Source organism: Klebsiella sp. G-Nf4, from assembly GCF_002810615.1.
GTDB classification, from domain to species: domain Bacteria; phylum Pseudomonadota; class Gammaproteobacteria; order Enterobacterales; family Enterobacteriaceae; genus Klebsiella; species Klebsiella variicola.
On the sequence record NZ_PION01000001.1, the window covers coordinates 1,053,497 to 1,078,715 of the forward strand.

The window sequence follows — 25,219 nt, forward strand, 5'->3', positions numbered from 1 at the left end:
AATAATGAGCACTTTACTGAACCCCTACTTCGGCGAATTCGGCGGCATGTATGTGCCGCAGATCCTGATGCCCGCCCTGCGCCAGCTGGAAGAAGCCTTTGTCAGTGCGCAGAAGGACCCGGCCTTTCAGGCGGAATTCACTGACCTGCTGAAAAACTACGCCGGACGTCCGACGGCCCTGACCAAATGCCGGAATCTGACCGAAGGTACTCGCACCACCCTGTACCTGAAACGCGAAGATCTGCTGCACGGCGGCGCGCACAAAACCAACCAGGTGCTGGGCCAGGCCCTGCTGGCCAAACGGATGGGCAAAACCGAAATTATCGCCGAGACCGGCGCCGGTCAGCACGGGGTCGCCTCAGCGCTGGCCAGCGCCCTGCTCGGCCTGAAATGCCGTATCTACATGGGCGCCAAGGACGTCGAGCGCCAGTCGCCGAACGTCTTCCGTATGCGCCTGATGGGCGCCGAGGTGATCCCGGTGCACAGCGGCTCCGCCACGCTGAAAGATGCCTGTAATGAGGCGCTGCGCGACTGGTCTGGTAGCTACGAGAAGGCGCACTATATGCTGGGCACCGCCGCCGGTCCGCATCCGTTCCCGACCATTGTGCGTGAATTCCAGCGCATGATTGGCGAAGAGACTAAAGCGCAGATCCTCGAAAAAGAGGGACGTCTGCCGGACGCGGTGATCGCCTGCGTTGGTGGTGGGTCAAACGCCATCGGCATGTTTGCCGACTTTATTGATGAAACCAACGTCGGCCTGATCGGCGTGGAACCGGCCGGGCACGGTATCGAAAGCGGCGAGCACGGCGCGCCGCTGAAGCATGGCCGCGTGGGGATCTACTTCGGTATGAAGTCGCCGATGATGCAGACCGCCGACGGCCAGATCGAAGAGTCTTACTCCATTTCCGCCGGGCTGGACTTCCCGTCCGTTGGGCCGCAGCACGCGTTTCTGAACAGCACCGGTCGCGCTGACTATGTGTCGATCACCGACGACGAAGCGCTGGACGCGTTTAAAGCGCTCTCGCGCCACGAAGGGATCATCCCGGCGCTGGAGTCCTCTCACGCTCTGGCCCACGCGCTGAAGATGATGCGCGAAAATCCGGAAAAAGAGCAGCTGCTGGTGGTTAACCTCTCCGGTCGCGGCGACAAAGACATTTTCACCGTACATGACATCCTGAAAGCGCGAGGGGAAATCTGATGGAACGCTATGAGACGCTGTTTGCCCAACTGAAAAATCGCCAGGAAGGCGCCTTCGTTCCCTTTGTCACCCTTGGCGATCCGGGACCGGAGCAGTCGCTCAAAATTATCGATGCGCTGATCGAAGGCGGCGCCGATGCCCTTGAGCTGGGGATCCCTTTCTCCGACCCGCTGGCGGACGGCCCGACCATCCAGGGCGCGGCCCTGCGCGCCTTCGCCGCCGGGGTGACCCCGGCGCAGTGCTTTGAGATGCTGGCGGCGATCCGCCAGAAGCATCCGACGATCCCAATCGGCCTGCTGATGTATGCCAACCTCGTCTTCAGCCCGGGCATCGATGCGTTCTATGCCCAGTGCGAACGCGTCGGCGTCGACTCGGTGCTGGTGGCCGACGTGCCGGTGGAAGAGTCCGCCCCGTTCCGCCAGGCGGCGATGCGCCATAACATCGCGCCGATTTTCATCTGCCCGCCCAATGCGGATGACGATTTACTGCGCCAGATTGCTTCTTATGGCCGCGGCTACACCTATCTGCTGTCGCGCGCCGGAGTGACGGGTGCGGAAAATCGCGCCGCACTGCCGCTGCACCACCTGGTGGAGAAGCTGGCGGAATATCACGCCGCGCCGCCGCTGCAGGGCTTTGGCATCTCCGCGCCGGAGCAGGTGAGCGCCGCCATTGACGCCGGGGCCGCCGGGGCTATCTCCGGTTCCGCCATCGTCAAAATCATCGAACGCCACCTCGAGGAGCCGCAGATCATGCTCGACGAACTGAAAGCCTTCGTCCAGAGCCTGAAGGCGGCGACCAAAACCGCCTGACCGTTAGCCGCCTGGTATTGCGCCAGGCGGCGATTTCCTCGCGTTACCTTCCCCTCCATGTCATCTTGCACGCCAACACATCAGACGGAATGATGATCGACACCTTGGCGCCAGGCGATGCGCTTTAACGTGGAAATGGATGGCGGGCGGATGCCGAAGATTTGAACTATGTTGAAAGGGAAAAATATCGCTCTCCCTGGCACAGGAGAGCGATACAGTCAGGCAATCAATATTGCCCGAATATCATTGACGTTGGTTAACGTCGGGCCGGTGATCAGCAAATCATTAAGCGCGTGAAAATAACAATAACTATCATGGCCATCCAGATATTGCACGGCGTTAAGACCGCTCAGCTTGCCGCGCGCAAGCGTATCCGGGAAGACGATCGCGCCTGCGGCATCTTCTGTGCCATCAATACCATCGCTGTCTCCCGCCATGGCCCAGATACCGTGTTCCCCCTGGAGCGCACAGGCCAGACTGAGTAAAAACTCGGTATTGCGGCCCCCTTTTCCAGGCTGAGTGTGGTTTACTGTCACCGTGGTTTCGCCACCTGACAACAGTACAGCAGGCCCTGAAATCGGGTGACCATACTGCTTCGCCGATTTCGCCATACCGGCCATGACCACCGCCACTTCCCTGCTTTCACCTTCTATCGCATCCCCCAAAATAAGGGGGGTGAGCCCATGTTGTCGTGCGGCCAGCCCCGCCGCCGCTAACGCCATCGCCGGCGTGGCGATAAGCCTGACCTCGCCTGTCGCGGCGTTTTCCATCGGGCCGGCCGGCTGGTTTAGCCGTTCGCTAACGGGCTTCGGGATCGCAATGCCATACCGCTGCAGTACCCGGAGCGCATCACGTGGTGCGCTGTTATCGGCAACGGTGGGGCCAGACGCTACGTCCGTCGGATTATCGCCAGGCACATCGCTGATAATCAGTGATACGATGCGCGCCGGTTGCGCCATGGTCGCCAGCTTTCCGCCTTTCACCGCTGAGAGATGACGACGTACCAGATTCATCTCTTTGATGCTGGCCCCGCTATGGAGCAGGGCCCGGGTGATGGTCTGCTTATCTGCCAGCGTTAACCCCGGGGCGGGCAGCGCCATCAGCGCCGACCCTCCCCCTGAAATCAATGCCAGCACCAGATCATCGGCAGTTAAACCGCGCAGCGTCTCCACAATCAGCATTGCGGCAACCTCGCTCATGGCATCCGATACGGGATGAGCCGCCTCAATAATGCGGATGCGGCCCGCAGGAACCGCGTAACCGTAACGCGTCACCACCACGCCCGACACCGCCACATCCGGCCAGGCCGCATCTACGGCAGCCGCCATTGCCGCGGACGCTTTACCCGCACCGATCACCACACAACGGCCGCGAGGTTTTTCCGGCAGGTTAGCCAGGGTCACCGGCCCGGCACGGGCACTGTTGACCGCATGTTGAAAGATATCCTGCAGGATCTCTGCAGCCTGTTCGTTATTCATGGTTATGCGGTCTCGGCAATGTCAGCTATAGCGTCAATGTAGTGCACCACGGCGCGTGTCACCTCCGCGGTATTGGCTGAGCCACCGACATCTGGCGTCAGAATGCCTTTTTCACACACATACTCAATGCCTTCCATAATCAGCGCAGCGGCATGGCGTTCGCCCAGATGTTCAAGCATCTGTACCGCGGTCCAGAAAGTGGCAATGGGGTTCGCAATTCCTTTGCCGGTGATATCGAATGCGGAACCATGAATCGGTTCGAACATGGAAGGGAAGCGGCGTTCAGGATCAATATTCGCGGTCGGCGCTACGCCCAGGCTACCCGCCAGCGCGCCAGCCAGATCGGAAAGGATATCGGCGTGCAGATTGGTGGCAACGATGGTATCCAGGGTCTGGGGATGCAACGTCATACGGTGCGTCATGGCATCGACCAACATTTTGTCCCACTGCACATCCGGGAATTCCTGCGCCACTTCGGCGGCAATCTCATCCCACATCACCATACCATGGCGCTGGGCGTTGGATTTGGTCACCACGGTCAGCAGTTTACGTGGCCGAGACTGCGCCAGTCTGAAGGCATAGCGCATAATGCGCGTTACCCCAACACGGGTAAAGATTGCCACTTCGGTACCGACTTCTTCAGGTAAACCACGGTGCGCACGGCCGCCGTTACCAGAATATTCACCTTCGGAGTTTTCACGCACGATGACCCAGTCAAGATCGCCCGGCCCGCGGTTGCGCAGCGGTGAAGTGACGCCCGGCAGAATTTTGGTGGGTCGCACATTGGCGTACTGGTCAAAGCCCTGGCAAATAGGCAGCCGCAGGCCCCAGAGTGTGATGTGGTCAGGGACATCCGGTGCCCCCACCGCGCCGAAGTAAATGGCATCGAATGCTTTCAGCATGTTCAGTCCTTCTTCCGGCATCATCACGCCATGTTTTTTGTAATAGTCTGACCCCCAGTCAAAGGTCTCTATATCAAATTTCAGTTGCGGATCGTGGCGCGTCAGCGCGTGCAAGACTTCAATACCTGCCGAAATGACTTCCGGTCCGATACCGTCCGCAGGGATGGCAGCAATTTTGTAGTGACGCATCGTTACTTCTCCAGTTAATGAGTATGAGGATGTGGAAGCTCTGCTGTCGGCGATTTGTTCGCTCTGGCAGAAAGAATCACGACCACGAGGGCCGAGAGCGCCAGCAATCCGGCGACAAAGTACAGGCCCCAGCTGTAGCTACCGGTTTGCTCGCGGATCACGCCAATCATCATCGGGCCGACGAAACCGCCGAGGTTGCCGATGGAGTTGATAGCGGCAATGCCAGCGGCCGCAGCCGGGCCGCTGAGGAACAAGGTTGGCATGCTCCACAGCGGGGGTTTTGATGCGCTAATCCCCACGGTGACCAGCGTTAAGGCGACCATTACGGTAAACAATGTGCTGACGTTACCGGCGTATATCAGCCCGCCAGCCGCCAGCAGGCAGGCGCCAATCACGTGCCAGCTCCGCTCTTTGGTTCGATCGGAATGACGCGCCCAGAGGATCATGGCGATGACGCCGATCACCGCCGGAAAAGCGTTCAGGAAACCAATATCCAACGAGGAAGCACCGAAACTGCGAATGATTTGCGGGGACCAGATGCCAAGCGTATACAGCCCGGCGGAGGTACCGAAATAGACCAGGGCCAGCGCCAGGACGCGTATATCCGCCAGTCCCCGCCATGCGCTGGAATGGCTCTGTTTTGCCGCCCGCGCCAGCTCCTCGGCGTGCATGGTGTTTTCCAGCCAGGCACGCTCTTGTTCTGTCAGCCATTTGGCTTTGGCCGGGCGATCCGTCAAAAAGAACAAAACCACAACACCGAGCACCAGCGCCGGCAAAGCTTCCAGGACAAACATCCACTGCCAGCCGGCATAGCCGAGGAAGCCATGCATCTCGAGCAAAGCGGCCGAAACCGGCGATCCCAGTGCTGTAGACAGGGGGGCTGCAGCCATAAAGATGGCAGTGACCTGCGCACGCCTGGCGGCAGGAAACCAGTAGCTGAGATAGAGAATGATACCCGGGAAGAAACCGGCTTCCGCCACACCGAGCAGAAAACGCAGAATGTAGAAGCTCGTCGTGCCCTGCACAAAAGCCATGCAGCCAGAGACGAATCCCCAGGTGATCATGACGCGGGCGATCCAGATACGGGCGCCCACTTTATGGAGAATTAAGTTTGACGGCACCTCAAACAGAAAGTAACCCAGGAAGAAAATGCCAGCGCCCAGCCCAAAAACGGTGGGTGAAAACCCCAGGTCCTGGTTCATGGTCAGAGCGGCAAAGCCAATATTGACGCGGTCAAGGAAGGCGATGAAGTACAGCAGCATGATGAAAGGAATAATGCGCAGGGTAACCTTGCGCATCACCTTCTTTTCGAGGTCGTTATTCATGACGGGATGCTCCATAGTGATGTAGGGTTGTTATCGTTTTGTAATAATCCCAGTATGAAGTTTTGAATCGCTTTATCATCGGCGCAGCTTTATATAAATAATTTGTATAATCAGGTTTTGGTGAAAAAATGGATATAAATCAGCTACGTTGCTTTGTGGTATTAGGTGATGAGCTTCACTTTGGCCGGGCTGCCCGTAAACTCGAAATGATGCCTGCGTCACTGAGTCGCTTCATCAAACTGCTGGAAGATGATTTGGGGATAAGGCTACTGAATCGATCGACCCGCAATGTGTCGCTAACGCCTGAAGGTGCCGCCTTTTTAAATGAGGCCAAAACGGTCATTGCTGATTTCGATGCGCTACGGCAGCGATTCCGTAAAAATAGCCTGTTACAGAAAAGAACTTTGCGGATCGGGGCTATCGACAGCGCAGCCAAAGGATTACTTCCTGAATTGCTGAATCTTTTTGTCAGACGTTTTCCTGAGGCAGATATTCATCTTACGGAAGATAAATCTCACAAGCTGATTCCCCGACTTATTTCAGGATGGCTGGATGTAGTCTTTGTACGCCCGCCGGAACATATTGATGCCACGCTGACAGCGCGTTTTATCGCTAATGAAACCTGCGTGCTCGCCGTGCCCGCTCATCACCGGCTGGTCAGTTATGACGAAGTCAGTATCGATGATTTCCGACACGAGCCGGTTATCTTGCCGGAAAGACGCACCCGGCGTCACAGCCATGACCTGACAATGAATATTTTCAAAGAGGGAGGCAGCATGCCTGTCATCGCGCAGTATGCTGAAGAGAAGCTGACTATCCTGAGTTTTGTTGCCGCTGGACTCGGCATTGCTCTGGTGCCAGCGTCCTATAAAGACATGAATGCGGACGGCGTGAAATACCTTGCGCTCACGCCCAAAAAACATATCGAAGGCCTTCCCCTCAGCGCGATGTGGCATCAGGGAAATAACAATATCTATGTACGATCCCTGCTGGAGATACTTTCCGACAACATCGACGAGCTGACCCGTGATTTGTGACGGAGAAAGAAGATTGTTGCGCCAGGCGGCAACACGCGAGAATTTAGCCTGGTTGCAGCAAACTGTCGGCGTATTTGCGCGTTAAGCGAAACAGCGCCTGCACTTCCTCTTCCGGCCACTGCGCCAGCACCTGATTCATTAACCGCCGCCGCGCTACCGCAATACTGTCGATCATCTGTTGTCCGCTGGCGCTAAGCGTCACTTCGCTGATCCGTCGGTCATGACGGTTAGGTTGCTTACAGGCGAGCCCCTGGGCTTCCAGTTTTTTCACCTGGCGGCTGACGGTGGTGTAATCGCGCCCTAAATGATCCGCCAGCTCAACAACCCCCACCGGGCCATGGCGCCCTACCGCCACCAGCAGCGGAAACAGCATCTGTTCCAGCTGGACGCCGGCCGCCTGGAGGATCTGCTCGTCGCGCAGCGGCTGGTTCATCACGCTGATGATATCCAGCAGCGCGCCGTGAAAATCGGTAATGTCGTAGTCATTATGTGCATCTTGCATGTATTAATTTTCCGCGTATAGTGCTGCAAAACAATATGTGTATTTTACACATAATTCCCGACAGGAGAGAATTTATGAAAGCAGCCGTGGTTTTTGACCTCGCAGAAGGCCCGGTTTGGGCCGATTTTATCGAGCCGCAGCCCGCTGCCGGCCACACGCTCATTGACGTCCGCGCCGCCGCGATGAGCCATGTGGTTAAGGCCCGGGCATCCGGACGCCATTATAGCTTCGACGGCAATCTGCCTTTTGTACCCGGTATCGATGGCGTCGGCACCACACCTCAGGGCCAGCGCGTCTACTTCGCCTTCCCCACCGCTCCCTTCGGCAGTATGGCGCAGCGGGCGCCGGTTGCCCTGCAGAATTGCCTGCCGCTGCCGGATGCGCTCGATGATGTTAGCGCGGCGGCGATGGCCAATCCCGGCATGTCCGCGTGGGCGTCGCTGGTAACACGCGCCCAGCTTCAGGCCGGTGAAACGGTGCTGATTAACGGCGCCACCGGCAGTGCCGGTCAGCTGGCGGTGCAGATTGCCCGCTATCTGGGGGCAAAAAAAATCATTGCGACCGGGCGTAATGCGCAGGCGCTGGCGGCGCTGGACGCCGATGAGTGTATTCAGTTAACCGCTGATGATAAAACCTTGAGCGGGCAATTTTCAGCGGCCAGCGCCGCGCAGATTGACGTGGTCATCGATTACCTGTGGGGACGCAGCGCGGAAGTGTTATTGCCGGCCCTGGCGAAATATACCCCAGCCGGCAGACCGGTACGCTATGTGCAGGTGGGGTCCCTGGCTGGCGCCGATATCGCGTTAAATGGCGCAGTTCTGCGTTCCGCCCCGCTCCTGCTGATGGGCAGCGGTATCGGTAGCCTGTCGATGCCGCAGCTGCTGGCGGCGACGGGTGAAATGCTGCAGGCGGCGGTGCCGGGTAAATTGACCATCGCCACCACCCCGCGGCCGCTGCAGGAGATCGCGGCGGCCTGGCCGCGGGACGACAGTCAGAAGCGTACGGTTTTCACCCTCGGATAAAAAATCGCTTCCGCACAAAAGATGGGGTTGATATCTTAAATGAGAAATATTATCTTTCTCATTACTGAATAGTTGAGTAAATAACTCAGGTATTCAGTACGACATTGCTCACATTGCTTCCAGTATTTTTGCCCGCACTTGTGCGGGCTTTTTTTATTCGCGACACACTTCTCGCACCAGCTGCCGCCGCCAGCGGTGGCCCGGCACCTGCTCCAGACGACATACGGCCCAGCATCGTTCTCCGTCACGCGGCGGGAGAACGCTCGCTGGTCGTCCCCCCAATAACGCGGTCGCGGAACAGTGCCTGCAGAGGGATCGGTGGTCCCCTATTTTTCATTACACCAATTTCCAGAACGGCGTTCTCCTCGCGCAGAAGGAGGGCATCTTTTATGCCAAAAACCACGAAGCGCCGGGTTAGCCCTGGCGCCTGTCACCTCGCGGCGCGGCCTGTCAGCGGCCTCATCCTGCCGCTCTTTTGCTTCATCCCCGCCCTTTTCGTTCAAAATTTATGAACTATGTAAATTGCGATGAAGAAATATGTTTAAACGTCAACATTTCTATGTAAATATTAAGGCGAATGATAACTATTCTTTTTATCATTTATAGAATCACACCGGGTCAGCGCAAGCCAGACGACGAATAACGTCGCTTTTGCGCGGTGTGATATGTGCTCATAACAAAAAATAAGCCTGCATTTATCATGGAAAAAAACGCTTCTCTGCCGTTTGGCAGTTTCAACTCATTGGCATTGTTTACGGGTCTGTGTCTGGGGGCCTCACCGGCAACGGGCATCGCAGCGGAAAAATCAGTCAAAAATAGTGAAGAGACGCTGGTGGTGGAAGCCACTCCGCCTTCACTCTACTCTCCCGGCGTCTCCGCCGATCCCAAGTTCAATAAACCGCTGGTCGATACCACCCGCACCATCACCGTGATCCCGGAACAGGTGATTAAAGACCAGGGCGTCACCAACCTGACTGACGCCCTCAAAAACGTCCCCGGCGTCGGGGCGTTTTATGCCGGTGAGAATGGCAGCTCATCTACCGGGGATGCCATCTACATGCGCGGCGTGGATACCTCTAACAGCATCTATGTGGACGGCATTCGCGACATCGGGAGCGTGACGCGGGATACCTTCAATACCCAGCAGGTGGAAGTCATCAAAGGGCCCGCCGGCACGGACTATGGCCGCAGCGCGCCCTCCGGCTCGATCAATATGATCAGCAAGCAGCCGCGCCTTGACTCCGGGATCGACGGTTCGGCCAGCATCGGCAGCGCCTGGTCGCGTCGGGGAACCCTCGACCTGAACCAGGCGTTTAGCGACAACGCCGCGTTCCGTCTGAACCTGATGGGGGAAAAAACCCATGACGCCGGTCGGGACAGCATTGAAAACGAACGCTATGGCATCGCGCCGTCGCTGGCCTTCGGCCTCGATACCCCAACTCGTCTGTATCTGAACTATCTGCACGTCCGGCAGAACAACACCCCGGATGGCGGGATCCCCACCGTCGGCCTGCCGGGCTATTCGGCGCCTTCGCCGAAGTATGCCGCGCTCAACTCCGCCGGTAAGGTCGATACCAGCAATTTTTATGGCACCGACTCCGATTATGATAAATCCACCACCGACAGCGGCACTCTGCGCTTCGAGCACGATCTGACGGACAATACCACCGTGCGCAATACCACCCGCTGGTCGCGGGTGAAACAGGAGTATCTCCTGACCGCGGTGATGGGCGGCGCGAGCAATATCACCGCCCCCGATATCAATGACGTCAACACCTGGAGCTGGTCGCGTCTGGTTAATACCAAAGATGTCAGCAACCGCATTCTGACCAACCAGACCAATATCACCTCGACCTTCAATACCGGCTCGATAGGCCATGACGTCAGCGCCGGCGTGGAGTTTACCCGGGAAAACCAGACCAACTATGGCGTGAACGCCATGACCGCGCCGGCGGTGAATCTCTACCATCCGGTGAGCAACCTGTCGATTGGCGGGCTGGACAGAAACGGCGCGAACGCCAACGGCCAGACCGATACCTTAGGGATTTATGCCTTCGATACGCTGGCGCTGACCGAGCGGATTGAGGTCAACGGCGGGCTGCGTCTCGACAATTACCATACCAAATATGACAGCGCCACCGCCTGCGGCGGCAGCGGACGCGGGGCTATCGCCTGCCCGCCCGGCCAGTCGACGGGCAGCCCGGTCACCACCGTGGATACCGCCAAATCCGGCAATCTGGTTAACTGGAAAGCCGGGGCGCTGTACCGCTTAACCGAGCAGGGAAATGTCTACGTCAACTACGCCATCTCACAGCAGCCGCCGGGGGGCAGCAGTTTCGCCCTGGCCGCCAGCGGCAGCGGCAACAGCGCCAACCGAACCGACTTTAAGCCGCAGAAGGCGAAATCCAGCGAGCTGGGCACCAAGTGGCAAATCTTCGACAAACGTCTGTTGCTCAGCGCGGCGTTATTCCGCACCGATATTGAAAACGAAGTGGCCGCCAACGATGACGGGACCTGGTCGCAGTACGGCAAAAAGCGCGTGGAGGGATATGAGCTTTCTGTAACCGGAAACCTGACCCCGGACTGGACGATCATCGCCGGCTACACTCAGCAGCATGCGACGGTGACGGAGGGGCAGAATGTGGCGCAGGATGGTTCTTCCGCACTGGCCTACACCCCGAAACATGCCTTTACGCTGTGGACGCAGTATCAGGCCACCAGCGATCTGTCCGTCGGCGGCGGTGCGCGCTATGTCGGAAGCCTGCGCCGGGGCAGCGATGGTGCAGTCGGTACCCCGGATCACACCGAGGGCTATTGGGTTGCCGATGCCAAACTGGGCTATCGGGTCAACAGCAACCTCGATCTGCAGCTCAATATGTACAACCTGTTTGATACCGATTACGTGGCCTCCATCAACAAGAGCGGCTATCGCTATCATCCGGGCGAACCCCGGACCTTTATGCTGACGGCGAACGTCCACTTCTGAGTCTGTGCGTGGGGCCGTTGCGCCCCACCTTTTAGAGAGAACACCGCGATGATGTATCACATTCCTGACGTGCTTTCGGCAGACCAGGTGGCGGAATTTACCCGTCAGCTGGCGCAGGCCGACTGGGTCGACGGGCGGGTTACGGTGGGCAGCCAGGGGGCGGCCGTCAAACAGAACCAGCAGATCGATACCCGAACGCCGCTGTATGCCCGCCTGCAGGCCACTGTGCTCGACATGCTGCACGGCCATCCGCAGTTTTTTTCCGCCGCGCTGCCGCGGACGATTTCCGCACCGTTGTTTAACCGCTATGGGCCAGGAGAGACCTACGGTTTTCATGTCGATGGCGCCGTTCGCCAGAACGGCGAGGCGGGCTGGATGCGTACTGACCTGTCAGCGACGCTGTTTCTTTGCGATCCGGAGAGCTATGAGGGCGGTGAACTGGTGATTGAAGACACCTATGGCCAGCACCGGGTGAAGCTCCCGGCCGGGCATCTGGTGCTCTATCCCGCCAGCAGCCTGCACTGCGTCACCCCGGTGACCCGCGGCGTACGTCAGGCCTCTTTCCTGTGGATCCAGTCGATGGTCCGCGACGATAAGCAGCGCGCGATGCTTTACGACCTGGACCGCACCATCCAGTCTCTGAAGGCCCGCTTTGGCGACGGAGAAGAGGTCCTCTCCCTGCTCAACATGTATCACAACCTGCTGCGCCAGTGGACGGAAGTGTGATCCGCTATCGATGGCGAAGGCTTGCGGCAGACAGATGTGACGTGACAATGAACTGGCCATCCGTTGGCCAGTTTTCAGCAGGATTTAAAACCGATAACCCGCAGAGAACATAAACACCCACGGATCCAGGCGGGTGCTGACTTTCTGGTCCACGCCGCCGGCTTTGAATTTCACATCGGTATCGATATCCATGTACCACACCGACATATTCAGCAGCCAGTCACGGTTAATCAGATAATCGAGGCCAACCTGCCCCGCCGCGCCCCAGGAGTCCTTCAGGCTCAGATCGGAAAGCCCGGCCGCCTTGCCGGTATCGTTAAAGTCTTCATTAAAGAAGGTGGTGTAGTTAATACCAGCCCCCACATACGGGCGCACCTTGCTTTGTGCATCGCCAAAGTACCACTGCGCCATCAGGGTGGGTGGCAACTGATGGACGGTGGCGATAGTCCCGGTTGGCCCGGTACCGACCTTATGGCGGAACGGCGTTGCCGCCAGCAGTTCCACGCCGATGTTATCGGTCGCCATATAGGTAAAGGTTAAACCCAGCTGGGTGTTGTTACTGACGTTGAAACTGCCAAGGCTGCCTAACACATTGTCAGAGCCCTCCGTCGGTCGGACGGTGGCGGTCCCGGCACGAATGAAAAATTCACCCGCCTCATGCGCCCAGACGCTGCCGGTGGAAAGCGTGCTTAGAATTAATGCCGCCGCTGCTAACTTCTTCATATCCACTTCCTCATTATGGTTTTTCAGCGCGGCCAAATATACCTATAACGAGTTACGTTTGATCTGTTTTAGATCACACTAAAACCTTAGATTTAACATTTATTGATCCAGATTAATTTTTGATACCGATCGCAATACCCTGAATCCTTCTCACATCAATTTTCACTTTTCGCGAAAAAAAATATTTCTGCCCCTCTTGCCGCCGCTGAAGCGGCTGGATAAGTTAACTGCCGACAATCTGTGTTGATGCGTTTTTTTCAGGTGTAATTATGAGTGAAATCAACCCGTGCATGACGTGCGGTGCCTGTTGTGCGTATTTTCGTGTCTCTTTCTACTGGGCGGAAGCCGACGATGCGGGTGGCCTGGTGCCTTCCGCGCTGACCGAGCCGCTGACCCCTTTCCTGCGCTGCATGAGCGGCACCAACCAGCGACAGAGCCGCTGCGCGGCGCTGTCAGGCGACATCGGTGACGCCGTCCACTGCACTATTTATGAAAACCGTCCCTCCCCGTGCCGTGAATTCACCATGTCCGGTGAGAATGGTGAGGAAAATGACGCCTGCAACCGGGCGCGGGCGCGCTATGGCCTACCGCCATTGATTCCTCTTTACAAAGATATACCTGCCCTGAATGGTGCAGAGAGTGCTACGACGGAACGATTTGCGGTACAATCGCCGGCTAGTTAACACCTGCAACACTCAAGGAGAATGCATGTCTATCACGGCGAAGTCCGTCTACCGTGACACCGGGAATTTTTTTCGTAATCAGTTCATTACCATTTTGCTGATTGCGCTGTTGTGCGCGTTTATTACGGTAGTACTTGGCCATGCCTTTTCACCCAGTGACGAGCAGCTGTCGATACTCAGCGAAGGCGACAACCTCGCCGGTAGCGCCGGCCTGTTCGAACTGGTGCAGAACATGACGCCGGAGCAACAGCAGATCCTGCTGCGCGCCTCGGCGGCATCTACCTTCTCGGGTCTGGTGGGCAATGCGATCCTCGCCGGCGGCATTCTGCTGCTGATCCAGCTGGTCTCTGCCGGTCATCGCGTTAGCGCCCTGCGCGCCATCGGCGCCTCAGCCCCGGTGCTGCCGAAGCTGCTGCTGTTGATCCTCTTCACGACCTTCCTGGTGCAGATGGGGATGATGCTGGTACTGGTACCCGGCGTGCTACTGGCCATCGTACTGGCCTTTGCGCCGATCATGCTGGTGCAGGACAAAATGGGTATCCTCAGCGCCATGCGCAGCAGCATGCGCCTGGCGTGGGCCAATCTGCGGCTGGTGGCGCCGGCTATCATTGGCTGGCTGGTGGCGAAAACTCTGCTGTTACTGTTCGCTTCCAGCTTTGCTGTCCTGACGCCAAACATCGGCGCGGTGGTCATCAATACCATCAGCAACCTGATATCCGCCCTGTTGCTGATCTATTTATTCCGCGTGTATATGCTTATCCGCAACTAATCTTAACCAGGATCGGGGTCTTCCCCGGTCCGTCCTGAAAGACGGGATCGATGTATGAAGCAGTTTCTGGATTTTTTACCGCTGGTGGTCTTCTTTGCCTTCTATAAGCTTTACGATATCTACGCCGCCACTACCGCGCTGATCGTCGCGACCGCTATCGTGCTGATCTACAGCTGGGTACGCTACCGTAAAGTCGAAAAAATGGCGCTGATCACCTTTGTGCTGGTGGCCGTCTTCGGCGGATTAACCCTCTTCTTCCACAATGATGAGTTTATTAAATGGAAGGTGACGGTGATTTATGCCCTGTTCGCCGGCGCACTGCTGTTCAGCCAGTGGGTGATGAAAAAGCCGTTGATCCAGCGCATGCTGGGCAAAGAGCTGGCCCTGCCTCAGCAGGTCTGGTCGCGGCTTAACCTGGCCTGGGCGGTGTTCTTTATCCTTTGCGGGCTGGCCAATATCTATATCGCCTTCTGGCTGCCGCAGAATATCTGGGTGAACTTCAAGGTCTTTGGCTTAACCGCCCTCACACTGGTCTTTACCCTGCTGAGCGGGATCTACATCTACCGCCATATGCCGCAGGACGACCACCACTAACCCCTCCGCCGGCGCGCCATCGCGCGCCGCGCTCGCCCCCTATAATCTCACTGCGCTGGCAAACATTCCCTGCAACCACACAACCTCAGCGCATACGCTGACAGCTTCCCGGCCACACTGTGCAGACTCTCTTCACGATTTCTCTCAACTGCATAAAAAGTTGCGGTAATTGTGAGGATTTTATGGAGATTCATCTCGTTACATTGTAATGATAATGGTTATCATTAATATTCTCGATCTCATTTTGCATTGCTTTGAAAAGGATATTTACATGAGATCGCCGCAATATTCTGTCCCCACGACCCTGGCGCTGGTCATATCCAGTCTCCTCGCCCCTAACGCCTTTGCTGAAGAATCAGAACAAGATACCGAAACGATGATTGTGCGCAGTACGGCGGAAGAGGTGCTTAAGCAACAGCCCGGGGTGTCGATTATCACGGCAGATGATATTGCTAAGCAGCCACCGGTCAACGATCTCTCAGACATCATCCGTAAAATGCCCGGGGTGAACTTGACCGGCAACAGCGCCAGCGGCAGTCGGGGCAACAACCGCCAGATTGATATCCGCGGCATGGGGCCGGAGAACACGCTGATCCTGATAGATGGGGTACCAGTCACGTCACGTAACGCGGTTCGCTATAGCTGGCGCGGTGAACGCGATACCCGGGGCGACAGCAACTGGGTACCTGCAGAGATGGTCGAACGGATTGAAGTTCTCCGCGGTCCGGCAGCCGCGCGCTATGGTTCCGGCGCGGCGGGCGGAGTGGTCAATATCATTACCAAACGCCCGACCAACAACTGGCACGGTTCGCTGTCTTTCTTTACCAACCAGCCGGAAAACAACAAGGAAGGCACGACCAATCGCGCTAACTTCAATCTCAGCGGCCCACTCGCCGGCGAGGCGCTGACGATGCGCCTGTATGGCAATATCAATAAAACGGAACCCGACGCCTGGGATATTAACCATGCGCAAAACGGCTCTTACGCTGCGGGGCGCGAAGGGGTACGCAATAAAGATATTAACGCCTTGCTGTCATGGAAAATGACCCCGCAACAGATCCTCGATTTCAGCTACGCCTATAGCCGTCAGGGGAATATCTATGCTGGTGATACCCAGTACAGCAACGGCAATCTTAGCCCGAACGGGCTGGTGGACTCCCTGTACGGCCACGAAACTAATCGCCTCTATCGCCAGTCCTGGGGACTGACCTACAACGGTCTATGGGATTGGGGCCAGTCCAAAGCCGGTGTTTACTACGAGAAAACCAACAATACCCGCCTGCAGGAAGGCTCCACCGGCCGCGTCGAGGGCATGATCAACAGTGAGGATTATGCCACCAGCCGTCTGGAATCCTGGCGTACTACCTCGGAATTCAATGTGCCTTTCTTCTGGCTGGCGGACCAGACGCTGACGCTGGGAATGGAATGGAACCATGACCAGCTCGACGACCCGGCATCAATGCAGGCCACTAACAGCAACGGCGAGACTATCCCTGGGACCTCGGGCGACCCTACGCAACGTAGTACCAAAAACAGCGCCACCCTCACCGGTATCTATCTGGAAGATAATATCGAAGCCGTGCCTGGCACCAACCTGATCCCCGGCATCCGCTTCGATTATCATAATCAGTTTGGCAGCAACTGGAGCCCAAGCCTCAATCTGTCTCAGGCGCTGAGCGATATGTTCACGCTGAAGGCCGGTATCGCGCGCGTGTTTAAAGCGCCTAACCTCTATCAATCCAGTGAAGGCTATTTGCTCTCCACCCGCGGCAACGGTTGTCCGAACACTATCGCTGAAGGCAGCTGCTATCTGCTGGGCAACCCTGACCTCGATCCGGAGATCAGTATTAACAAAGAGATCGGTATCGAATTCAACCTGAATGGTTACGCTGCCGGGGTCACCTGGTTCCGCAACGATTACAAAAACAAAATCGTCTCCGGAACCGAGGTGCTGGGCTATACCTCCAGCGGCAATAATATTCTGCAGTGGCAGAACGGCGGCAAAGCCGTGGTCGAGGGGCTGGAAGGAAATCTGCTGATCCCGGTGCTGAGAGATGTCCTAAGCTGGCGGACCAATGCCACCTGGATGCTCAAATCAGAAAGTAAAGAGACAGGCAATCCGCTGTCGGTTATCCCGAAATATACCGTTAACACGATGCTCGACTGGCAGGTAAACGATGCCCTGTCTGCGAATGTGAACTGGACGCTTTATGGCCGTCAGAAGCCGCGTCAGTATGCGGAAATTCGCAACGAAACCGGGACCCTTGCCACCACCGAGATAGGTGCCTATTCCATCGTGGGGATCGGTACCCAGTATCAGCTAAACCGGGATATTCGCCTGAACGCTGGAATAAGTAATCTGTTTGATAAGCAACTGTATCGCGAAAACGCCGGCGCCTCGACCTACAATGAGCCTGGCCGCGCGTATTACGCCGGCGTTACCCTCTCCTTCTGAAGTGCCGCGCCCGCCTCAGCGGGCGCTTTCCCCTATTCTCACCGCCCCGTTTTCATAGTAGCATCCCGCTGATCGTCTTTGACCACAACAGAGTAGAGCATGACAACTACAGATCTTGCCCCGAAGGGCGAAATGGTTTTACGCACCCTGGCAATGCCGGCGGATACCAATGCCAACGGGGATATTTTTGGCGGCTGGCTGATGTCGCAGATGGATATCGGGGGCGCCATCATGGCCAAAGAGATCGCTCAGGGTCGCGTGGTGACCGTGCGCGTGGATGGGATGACCTTTTTACGCCCGGTGGCCGTCGGCGACGTGGTGTGCTGCTACGCCCGCTGTGTGAAGCGCGGCAACACCTCGGTGACGATTAACATCGAAGTGTGGGTGAAAAAAGTCTCTTCTGAACCGATTGGCCAGCGCTATAAGGCGACGGAAGCGCTGTTTATCTACGTTGCCGTCGATAATCAGGGTAAACCGCGGGCTCTGCCGGCAGAATAAGATGGCGCCCGGCTAACCGGGCACCTGGCTTACAGAAAGCCCAGCAGCGAGAAGAAGAAGTAACCGATAATAATCACGATCACCGGCAGCACATACAGCGGGAAATATTGCACAAGGATGGTATGGCGCGGTACCACGATCCGCTCAGCGAGCTGCTCACGGGATAACCCTTCTGCGCCTTTGGCCTGCTCGAGGATCAGCTGATCCTCAATCCCCTCGCGAAGAAATTTCGCCTGCCTTGCCATCCGCGCGCCGGAGGCCTGCAGCGCCATGCCGACAAACACCAGAATGAAGATGATCCAGAAGCCGATGTTCAGGCTGTGGTGGAAATCCGGCAGCGGCGAGTTGTACCAGAAAAAGTTCAGGAACGGCGTGTTAAAGCGCATCATCTCAATCATGACATGCGCAAAATCCATCATTACCGCGTCAATGCCGGGTTTCTTTTCACTGTGCTCATACATAAATTTGAGCACAGAAATCAGCGTCGACAGCACGGCGGGAATAAAGATGATCCATCCCAAAATGCGTTTGATAACCGCTATGCGTCCAGCTTGTTGGTACGTCATGAGTTCCCCTTGTTAAAGACGCGTTGGTGATTCGCCCGCCGCCTGTTGCGTGGCGCAGGCGCTCCTCGCTTACCCGAATGTGTCGGGTATAAGTCTATCTTCCACGGCGAATTTCGCCCAATAACGCGCGGTATGATATACCATGAATGCCGATTCGTTTATCTGATTACGCAACAGGAGAAGGACATATGTCAGCGAAGCGCCGCATTGAGGCCGCGATTTTTGATATGGACGGGTTGCTGATTGACTCTGAGCCGCTCTGGGATCAGGCGGAGGTCGAGGTCATGGAAAGCCTGGGAGTGGATACCCGCCGCCGCGATGAACTGCCCGACCTGCTTGGTCTGCGAATCGACCTGGTGGTGGATCTGTGGTACGCGCAGCAGCCGTGGCACGGCGTCGATCGCGCAGAAGCCACCGCGCGCATTATCCGTCGCGCCATCGAGCTGGTGGAAGCCTCACGCCCGCTGCTACCGGGCGTACGCGAGGCAGTGGCCCTGTGTAAAGCTCAGGGCTTAAAGGTAGGGCTGGCCTCGGCCTCGCCGCTGGTGATGCTGGAGAAAGTGCTCAACATGTTCGAACTGCGCGACCAGTTTGATGCGCTCGCCTCCGCGGAACATCTGCCCTGGAGCAAACCGCACCCGCAGGTATACCTCAACTGCGCCGCTGCCCTGGGAGTCGACCCGCAGCGCTGCGTCGCGCTGGAGGATTCGGTCAACGGCATGATCGCCAGCAAAGCCGCGCGCATGCGCGCTATCGTGGTACCGGAAGCGGAGAACAGCCGCGACCCGCGCTTCGTGCTGGCGGACGTCAAGCTCCCGTCACTGCAGGCCCTGACCGCCGAAGCCCTGCTCGGGTAAGGCCGCTGGCGGGTGACGCGATCGCTGTCACGCCGCCGGCAATAAAATCAAAACATCGTTTCATTTTAATTGTAATTTTGTTTTCCTGCCTCTATGCTGGTCACAGGTGGCGTCATCGTACGCCTGAAGATCAGCTGACAGAGGTGAATATGGTACTGAACGCCTTCGACCTGACGGGTAAGGTCGCCATCGTGACCGGTTGCGATACCGGACTGGGACAGGGAATGACGCTGGGCCTGGCGCAGGCCGGGTGCGATATCGTCGGCATCAACCGTAAAATTCCCCATGACACGGCGGCACAGGTTCAGGCGCTGGGTCGCCGCTTTCACGCCATTCAGGCGGATCTCAGCCTTCAGGATGAGATGAGCGTGCTGGTCGACCAGGCGGTCGCGGCGATGGGTCGGGTCGATATTCTGGTCAATAACGCCGGGATTATCCGCCGCCATGATGCCCTGACCTTCACGGAAAGTGACTGGGATGCGGTGATCGATCTGAATCTCAAAGCGGTTTTCTTTCTCAGCCAGGCGGTCGCCAGGCAGTTCATTCGCCAGGGCGATGGCGGCAAAATCATTAACATCGCCTCGATGCTCTCGTTTCAGGGCGGGATCCGCGTCCCCTCCTACACCGCCTCGAAAAGCGGCGTGCTGGGTTTGACCCGCCTGCTGGCCAACGAATGGGCCGGCCAGCGCATCAACGTCAACGCCATTGCGCCAGGATATATGGCTACCAATAACACCCAGGCGCTGCGCGAAGATGAAGAACGTAACCAGGCGATCCTCGAGCGCATTCCCGCCGGTCGCTGGGGAGAACCCAAAGACCTGCAGGGGCCGGTGGTGTTTCTCGCCTCGGCCGCCGCCGACTATATTAACGGCTATACGCTGGCCGTCGATGGCGGATGGCTGGCACGCTGAGAATTTGTGACAAAGAGTTACACCGTCACCTCTTCCGTACACTGTATAAAAACCCTATACTGTATGAATCGACAGTTTAGGGTGTGTTATCATGACGGCGGAAGGCCATCTCTTCTTTTCAATCGCCTGCGCAGTATTTGCCAAAAACGCAGAGTTAACGCCGGTGCTGGCGCAGGGCGACTGGTGGCATATTGTGCCCTCTGCGGTATTGACCTGCCTGCTGCCGGATATCGATCACCCTAAGTCGTTTCTCGGCCAGCGGCTGAGCTGGATCTCAAAGCCCGTGGCACGGGCCTTTGGCCACCGCGGCTTTACCCACAGCCTGCTGGCCGTCTTTGGCGCGCTGACGCTGTTCTATCTGAAAGTGCCTGACAGCTGGATTGTCCCGGCGGACGCCCTCCAGGGCCTGGTGCTGGGCTATCTCAGCCACATCCTCGCCGATATGCTCACCCCCGCCGGGGTGCCGCTGCTGTGGCCCTGCCGCTGGCGCTTCCGGCTGCCGATCCTCGCACCGCGCAAGGGTAACCAACTGGAACGCGCTTTATGCATGGCGCTGTTCGTCTATGCCGTCTGGATGCCGCAGACGCTGGCGGACAACAGCGCGATACGCTGGTCTTCCGGGGTGATCAATTCCCTGCAAATCACCTTCAATCGCTTTATTAGTCACCAGAGTGGCCGATAAACCGCCGGAAAACGCAATTTGGTTATAACCCATTCCATTTGAATATAAGTCCTTGATAACGCCTTCTGCTAACCTTGCCGTCATAAGAGCTGGTTATCGACCAGCCCAGGTTATAAAAATATCAGGAGAACGGGGATGAACTTTCCATTAATAGCGAACGTAGTCGTGTTCGCCGTATTACTGTTTGCGCTGGGGCAAACTCGCCATAAACAGTGGAGCCTGGCCAGGAAAGTGCTGGTTGGTCTGGCCATTGGCGTGGTCTTCGGTCTCGCGCTGCAGCTGATCTACGGGTCTGACAGCCAGGTGCTGAAGGATTCCATCCAGTGGTTCAATATCGTCGGTAATGGCTATGTCCAGCTGCTGCAAATGATTGTGATGCCGTTGGTCTTCGCCTCGATCCTGAGCGCGGTGGCCCGGCTGCATAATGCCTCTCAGCTGGGAAAAATCAGCTTCCTGAGCATAGGCACTCTGCTGTTCACCACGCTTATCGCCGCGCTGGTTGGCGTGCTGGTGACCAATATGTTCGGCCTCACCGCCGAGGGTCTGGTCCAGGGCAGCGCAGAAACCGCCCGTCTGAACGCCATCCAGAGCAACTATGTGGGGAAAGTGGCCGATCTTAGCGTACCGCAGCTGATCCTTTCCTTTGTGCCGAAGAACCCGTTTGCTGACCTGACCGGGGCTAACCCAACCTCCATCATCAGCATCGTCATTTTCTCAGCGTTCCTCGGCGTCGCGGCGCTTAAGCTGCTGAAAGAGGATGTGGAAAAAGGCCAGCGCGTGCTGACGGCCATCGATACCCTGCAGGGCTGGGTGATGAAGCTGGTTCGTCTGGTGATGCAGCTGACTCCTTACGGCGTACTGGCCCTGATGACCAAAGTGGTTGCCGGGTCGAATCTGCAGGACATCATCAAACTTGGTGGCTTCGTGGTGGCTTCGTACATTGCGCTGGGCATTATGTTTGTTGTCCACGGCCTGCTGCTGGCGATTAACGGCGTCAGCCCGCTGAAGTACTTCCGTAAAGTCTGGCCGGTGATCACCTTCGCCTTCACCAGCCGCTCCAGCGCCGCGTCGATTCCGCTGAACGTGGAAGCCCAGACCCGACGCCTGGGCGTGCCGGAGTCAATTGCCAGCTTCTCCGCCTCCTTTGGCGCCACCATCGGCCAGAACGGCTGCGCCGGTATCTACCCGGCCATGCTGGCGGTCATGGTCGCGCCGACCGTGGGCATCAACCCACTGGATCCGATGTGGATTGCCACCCTCGTGGGCATCGTCACCGTCAGCTCGGCGGGCGTCGCCGGGGTGGGCGGCGGGGCCACCTTCGCCGCGCTGATCGTCCTGCCGGCGATGGGCCTGCCGGTGACCCTGGTAGCGCTGCTGATCTCCGTCGAACCGCTGATCGACATGGGGCGTACCGCGCTGAACGTTAACGGCTCAATGACCGCCGGGACCCTGACCAGCCAGTGGCTGCGCCAGACCGACAAGTCGATTTTCGATAGCGAAGAAGAGGCCGAACTGGCGCATCGCTAAACGGTAAGCACAAAAAAACCGCTGATTATCAGCGGTTTTTTTATTTCTGCAGCAGACTCAGGCTTCAATCTCACCTTCCTGACGCACCTGGTTAGCCCAGCGCTGGGCCGACTCCGGCACGCTGAACGCCGGTGAGCGGCGAAAATGCTCCCCCATCAGCAGAAAGGCGACATACTTCCCGCGCAAAATCCAGACATCGCGAAAATGGTCCATTTTCACGGCATGTTCCGGGGGCGCAGGCTCCACGCGCGGCACGTAGCTAATGACAGGGCGATTTTGTTGGCGCAATGATTTCATAACAAATGGATTCACTAAACAGAGCGGGAAACAGAAACCTCTATCATAGCCGATTGTGGACCCGTTCGTCGCCCCCCTGCCGCCGATGCGCATTTTAGGATAACTCCATGCCCCTGCGCCGGGCGCAGGCAGCGTAATGTTCTATAGTTAGAAGGGTTTTGGTTTATCAACGACCACTTTTAGCAATGAAAGCAGGAGACGAGTAATGTCTGATAAGCACCCAAACCCTCACCACCAGCAGGCACCGGTCCACGACAGCGAGGAAGCGAAACCGGGTCTCGACTCGCTGGCGCCGGATGACCGGGAGTGGCGACCCACGCCGAAACCCACCGCCCCAGGCGCCGAACCGACCGCCCCCGGCAGCCTGAAAGCACCGGAAACCCACAGCAGCAAACTTGACGCCCTTGAGCCGCAGCGTAAAGGCGGAGAAGACTTTCCGCTGACCACCAACCAGGGCGTACGTATTGCCGACGATCAGAATTCGCTACGCGCCGGCGCCCGCGGCCCAACGCTGCTGGAAGATTTCATTCTGCGGGAGAAGATCACCCACTTTGACCATGAGCGTATTCCTGAGCGTATCGTTCATGCCCGCGGCTCAGCGGCCCACGGTTACTTCCAGCCCTACAAAAGCCTGGCGGCGTTGACCAAAGCCGATTTTCTCTCGGCAGCCGATAAGATCACCCCGGTTTTTGTGCGCTTCTCCACCGTGCAGGGTGGCGCAGGATCGGCGGATACCGTCCGCGATATTCGTGGTTTCGCCACCAAGTTTTACACCGACGAGGGGATATTCGACCTGGTCGGCAACAATACCCCGGTCTTTTTTATCCAGGACGCGCTGAAATTTCCCGACTTCGTCCACGCCGTGAAGCCTGAGCCCCACTGGGCTATCCCGCAGGGGCAAAGCGCCCACGATACTTTCTGGGACTATGTCTCCCTGCAACCGGAAACGCTGCACAATGTGATGTGGGCGATGTCGGATCGCGGCATCCCGCGCAGCTACCGCACCATGGAAGGCTTTGGGATCCACACCTTCCGCCTGATCAACGCCGAAGGCAAAGCCACTTTCGTCCGCTTCCACTGGAAACCGGTGGCCGGCAAGGCGTCGCTGGTGTGGGATGAAGCGCAGAAGCTGACCGGTCGCGACCCCGATTTTCATCGCCGCGACCTGTGGGAGGCCATCGAAGCCGGGGACTACCCGGAATTTGAGCTTGGCCTGCAGCTCATCCCCGAGGAGAACGAGTTTGATTTTGACTTCGATCTGCTCGATCCCACCAAGCTGATCCCCGAGGCGCTGGTGCCGGTCTTACGGGTTGGCAAGATGGTTCTCAATCGCAATCCGGACAACTTCTTTGCCGAAAACGAACAGGCGGCCTTTCATCCCGGGCATATCGTACCGGGCATTGATTTCAGCAACGATCCGCTGCTACAGGGGCGCCTCTTCTCTTACACCGATACGCAAATTAGCCGCCTGGGTGGGCCGAACTTCCATGAAATCCCCATCAACCGTCCAACCTGCCCGTATCACAATTTCCAGCGCGACGGGATGCACCGGATGGACATTGACACCAATCCGGCCAACTACGAGCCCAACTCCATTAACGACAACTGGCCGCGCGAGACGCCGCCAGCGGCCAAACGCGGCGGCTTTGAGTCCCTCGCCGAGCGCGTCGACGGCGAAAAAATCCGCCAGCGCAGTCCTTCGTTCGGCGAATATTACGCCCAGCCGCGTCTGTTCTGGTTGAGCCAGACGCCGATTGAGCAGCAGCATATTATCGATGGTTTCAGCTTCGAACTCAGCAAAGTGGTCCGCACCTGGATCCGCGAGCGGGTGGTCGATCATCTGGCCCATATTGATACTAAACTGGCGGAAGCGGTCGGGGCGAATTTAGGTATCGAACTGAGCGACGATCAGCGCAACATTACCCTGCCCTCCCCGGTCAATGGCGTGGAGAAAGACCCCAGCCTCAGCCTCTACGCCGACGCCGAAGGGGATGTGAAAGGTCGCGTAGTGGCCGTCCTGCTCAACGAATGCACCTCGGCGCAGGATCTGGTCCATCTTCTGCAGGCGCTGCAGGCCCAGGGCGTGCACAGCAAGCTGCTCTACTCGCGGATGGGCGAGGTCATCGCCGACGACGGATCTCCCGTGCCGATCGCCGGCACCTTCGCCGGTTCCCCATCGCTGACGGTGGATGCTGTGGTGGTGCCTGGCGGCGACCTCAGCGCCCTGAGCCAGAGCGGCGACGCGCGCTATTACCTGCTGGAAGCCTATAAGCATCTGAAGCCGATCCTGCTGGCAGGGGATGCGCGACAGCTGACGTCCGTTTTGCAGGTCCCAGCCCAGGGTGAAGAGGGGGTCATCGTCACCGATGCTCTCGACACGCCAGCGGCGGACACACTGCTCGCCCTGATGACGGCGCATCGCGTATGGTCGAGAAGTCCAAAAATCGCCTCTATTCCGGCGTAGTAAAAAGCCCGGCACACGG

At 57.6% G+C, this 25,219-nt stretch carries 23 protein-coding genes; 16 read left to right on the plus strand and 7 right to left on the minus strand.

Translation table 11 applies throughout. The features are described 5' to 3' along the window. The first annotated feature begins 4 nt into the window (after window positions 1–4). Both trpB and trpA read left to right on the plus strand, forming a co-directional pair. Window positions 5–1,198 carry a tryptophan synthase subunit beta gene (trpB, locus tag CWM57_RS05170; protein ID WP_012542059.1) on the plus strand — a complete coding sequence of 398 codons (1,194 nt, stop codon included), beginning with the start codon at window positions 5–7 and terminating at the stop codon, window positions 1,196–1,198. Next, complete coding sequence (trpA, locus tag CWM57_RS05175) at window positions 1,198–2,007, plus strand: tryptophan synthase subunit alpha (protein ID WP_100630923.1); 810 nt, start codon at window positions 1,198–1,200, stop codon at window positions 2,005–2,007. Before trpB ends, trpA begins: the two co-directional genes overlap by 1 nt. Window positions 2,008–2,225: 218 nt before the next feature. On the opposite strand, the gene CWM57_RS05180 is transcribed toward trpA, so the two are convergent. The 3 genes from CWM57_RS05180 to CWM57_RS05190 are packed head-to-tail and all read right to left on the minus strand — an operon-like array spanning window position 2,226 to window position 5,901. After that, window positions 2,226–3,485, minus strand: a complete 1,260-nt coding sequence (locus CWM57_RS05180) for a glycerate kinase (RefSeq protein WP_100675717.1) — start codon at window positions 3,483–3,485, stop codon at window positions 2,226–2,228. Between the two features lie 2 nt (window positions 3,486–3,487). Next, a complete protein-coding gene (locus CWM57_RS05185) occupies window positions 3,488–4,576 on the minus strand; it encodes a tartrate dehydrogenase (protein WP_074386114.1) in 1,089 nt (362 codons plus the stop codon). Between the two features lie 14 nt (window positions 4,577–4,590). Then, a complete protein-coding gene (locus CWM57_RS05190) occupies window positions 4,591–5,901 on the minus strand; it encodes an MFS transporter (RefSeq protein WP_074386115.1) in 1,311 nt (436 codons plus the stop codon). A gap of 128 nt (window positions 5,902–6,029) precedes the next feature. On the opposite strand from CWM57_RS05190, the gene CWM57_RS05195 reads away from it, so the two are divergent. Then, window positions 6,030–6,938: a LysR family transcriptional regulator gene (locus CWM57_RS05195; protein ID WP_100675718.1), complete on the plus strand. Its 909-nt coding sequence runs from the start codon at window positions 6,030–6,032 to the stop codon at window positions 6,936–6,938. Between the two features lie 43 nt (window positions 6,939–6,981). Here CWM57_RS05195 and CWM57_RS05200 read toward each other — a convergent pair whose 3' ends face one another. Further along, complete coding sequence (locus CWM57_RS05200; protein WP_074386117.1) at window positions 6,982–7,440, minus strand: MarR family winged helix-turn-helix transcriptional regulator; 459 nt, start codon at window positions 7,438–7,440, stop codon at window positions 6,982–6,984. A 74-nt stretch (window positions 7,441–7,514) separates the two neighbouring features. Here CWM57_RS05200 and CWM57_RS05205 point away from each other — a divergent pair, with 74 nt between their 5' ends. The 3 genes from CWM57_RS05205 (at window position 7,515) to ybiX (ending at window position 12,174) form a co-directional block, all read left to right on the plus strand. Further along, complete coding sequence (locus CWM57_RS05205; RefSeq protein WP_100675719.1) at window positions 7,515–8,462, plus strand: quinone oxidoreductase family protein; 948 nt, start codon at window positions 7,515–7,517, stop codon at window positions 8,460–8,462. Between the two features lie 700 nt (window positions 8,463–9,162). Then, window positions 9,163–11,448, plus strand: coding sequence for a catecholate siderophore receptor Fiu (locus CWM57_RS05215; protein WP_100675720.1), 2,286 nt, complete (start codon window positions 9,163–9,165; stop codon window positions 11,446–11,448). A gap of 48 nt (window positions 11,449–11,496) precedes the next feature. Continuing rightward, a complete protein-coding gene (ybiX, locus tag CWM57_RS05220) occupies window positions 11,497–12,174 on the plus strand; it encodes a PKHD-type hydroxylase YbiX (RefSeq protein WP_074386121.1) in 678 nt (225 codons plus the stop codon). Between the two features lie 84 nt (window positions 12,175–12,258). Here the strand turns inward: ybiX and ompW are convergent, their stop codons facing one another. Next, complete coding sequence (ompW, locus tag CWM57_RS05225) at window positions 12,259–12,897, minus strand: outer membrane protein OmpW (RefSeq protein ID WP_012542066.1); 639 nt, start codon at window positions 12,895–12,897, stop codon at window positions 12,259–12,261. A 269-nt stretch (window positions 12,898–13,166) separates the two neighbouring features. Here ompW and CWM57_RS05230 point away from each other — a divergent pair, with 269 nt between their 5' ends. The 5 genes from CWM57_RS05230 to yciA all read left to right on the plus strand — a co-directional run bounded on the left by CWM57_RS05230 (window position 13,167) and on the right by yciA (window position 17,896). Further along, complete coding sequence (locus tag CWM57_RS05230; RefSeq protein ID WP_061154919.1) at window positions 13,167–13,580, plus strand: YkgJ family cysteine cluster protein; 414 nt, start codon at window positions 13,167–13,169, stop codon at window positions 13,578–13,580. Window positions 13,581–13,605: 25 nt separating this feature from the next. Continuing rightward, window positions 13,606–14,349 (plus strand): YciC family protein, encoded by a 744-nt coding sequence (locus CWM57_RS05235; RefSeq protein ID WP_100632202.1) that lies wholly within the window; start codon window positions 13,606–13,608, stop codon window positions 14,347–14,349. 54 nt (window positions 14,350–14,403) lie between these two features. Next, entirely contained in the window at window positions 14,404–14,943 is a 540-nt protein-coding gene (locus CWM57_RS05240) for a septation protein A (RefSeq protein ID WP_008807761.1), read from the plus strand. Between the two features lie 271 nt (window positions 14,944–15,214). Then, the gene (locus CWM57_RS05245; RefSeq protein WP_074386222.1) at window positions 15,215–17,398 is read left to right on the plus strand and encodes a TonB-dependent siderophore receptor; all 2,184 of its coding nucleotides are present in this window, start codon (window positions 15,215–15,217) and stop codon (window positions 17,396–17,398) included. 99 nt (window positions 17,399–17,497) lie between these two features. Continuing rightward, the gene (yciA, locus tag CWM57_RS05250; protein ID WP_008807759.1) at window positions 17,498–17,896 is read left to right on the plus strand and encodes an acyl-CoA thioester hydrolase YciA; all 399 of its coding nucleotides are present in this window, start codon (window positions 17,498–17,500) and stop codon (window positions 17,894–17,896) included. 29 nt (window positions 17,897–17,925) lie between these two features. On the opposite strand, the gene CWM57_RS05255 is transcribed toward yciA, so the two are convergent. Further along, on the minus strand, window positions 17,926–18,462 hold the full coding sequence (locus CWM57_RS05255) for a YniB family protein (RefSeq protein ID WP_074386140.1): 537 nt from the start codon (window positions 18,460–18,462) through the stop codon (window positions 17,926–17,928). Between the two features lie 188 nt (window positions 18,463–18,650). Here CWM57_RS05255 and hxpB point away from each other — a divergent pair, with 188 nt between their 5' ends. The 4 genes from hxpB to CWM57_RS05275 all read left to right on the plus strand — a co-directional run bounded on the left by hxpB (window position 18,651) and on the right by CWM57_RS05275 (window position 22,439). Continuing rightward, window positions 18,651–19,319 (plus strand): hexitol phosphatase HxpB, encoded by a 669-nt coding sequence (hxpB, locus tag CWM57_RS05260; RefSeq protein WP_012968454.1) that lies wholly within the window; start codon window positions 18,651–18,653, stop codon window positions 19,317–19,319. 149 nt (window positions 19,320–19,468) lie between these two features. After that, window positions 19,469–20,230 carry a 2-dehydro-3-deoxy-D-gluconate 5-dehydrogenase KduD gene (gene kduD / locus CWM57_RS05265; protein WP_032730134.1) on the plus strand — a complete coding sequence of 254 codons (762 nt, stop codon included), beginning with the start codon at window positions 19,469–19,471 and terminating at the stop codon, window positions 20,228–20,230. 91 nt (window positions 20,231–20,321) lie between these two features. Further along, window positions 20,322–20,912, plus strand: a complete 591-nt coding sequence (locus CWM57_RS05270) for a metal-dependent hydrolase (protein ID WP_002901611.1) — start codon at window positions 20,322–20,324, stop codon at window positions 20,910–20,912. 135 nt (window positions 20,913–21,047) lie between these two features. Continuing rightward, a complete protein-coding gene (locus CWM57_RS05275) occupies window positions 21,048–22,439 on the plus strand; it encodes an L-cystine transporter (protein ID WP_061154921.1) in 1,392 nt (463 codons plus the stop codon). Between the two features lie 57 nt (window positions 22,440–22,496). On the opposite strand, the gene cedA is transcribed toward CWM57_RS05275, so the two are convergent. Beyond that, window positions 22,497–22,751 carry a cell division activator CedA gene (cedA, locus tag CWM57_RS05280; RefSeq protein WP_071839162.1) on the minus strand — a complete coding sequence of 85 codons (255 nt, stop codon included), beginning with the start codon at window positions 22,749–22,751 and terminating at the stop codon, window positions 22,497–22,499. Between the two features lie 190 nt (window positions 22,752–22,941). Here cedA and katE point away from each other — a divergent pair, with 190 nt between their 5' ends. Continuing rightward, window positions 22,942–25,200 (plus strand): catalase HPII, encoded by a 2,259-nt coding sequence (katE, locus tag CWM57_RS05285; RefSeq protein ID WP_074386141.1) that lies wholly within the window; start codon window positions 22,942–22,944, stop codon window positions 25,198–25,200. Window positions 25,201–25,219 lie beyond the last annotated feature (19 nt).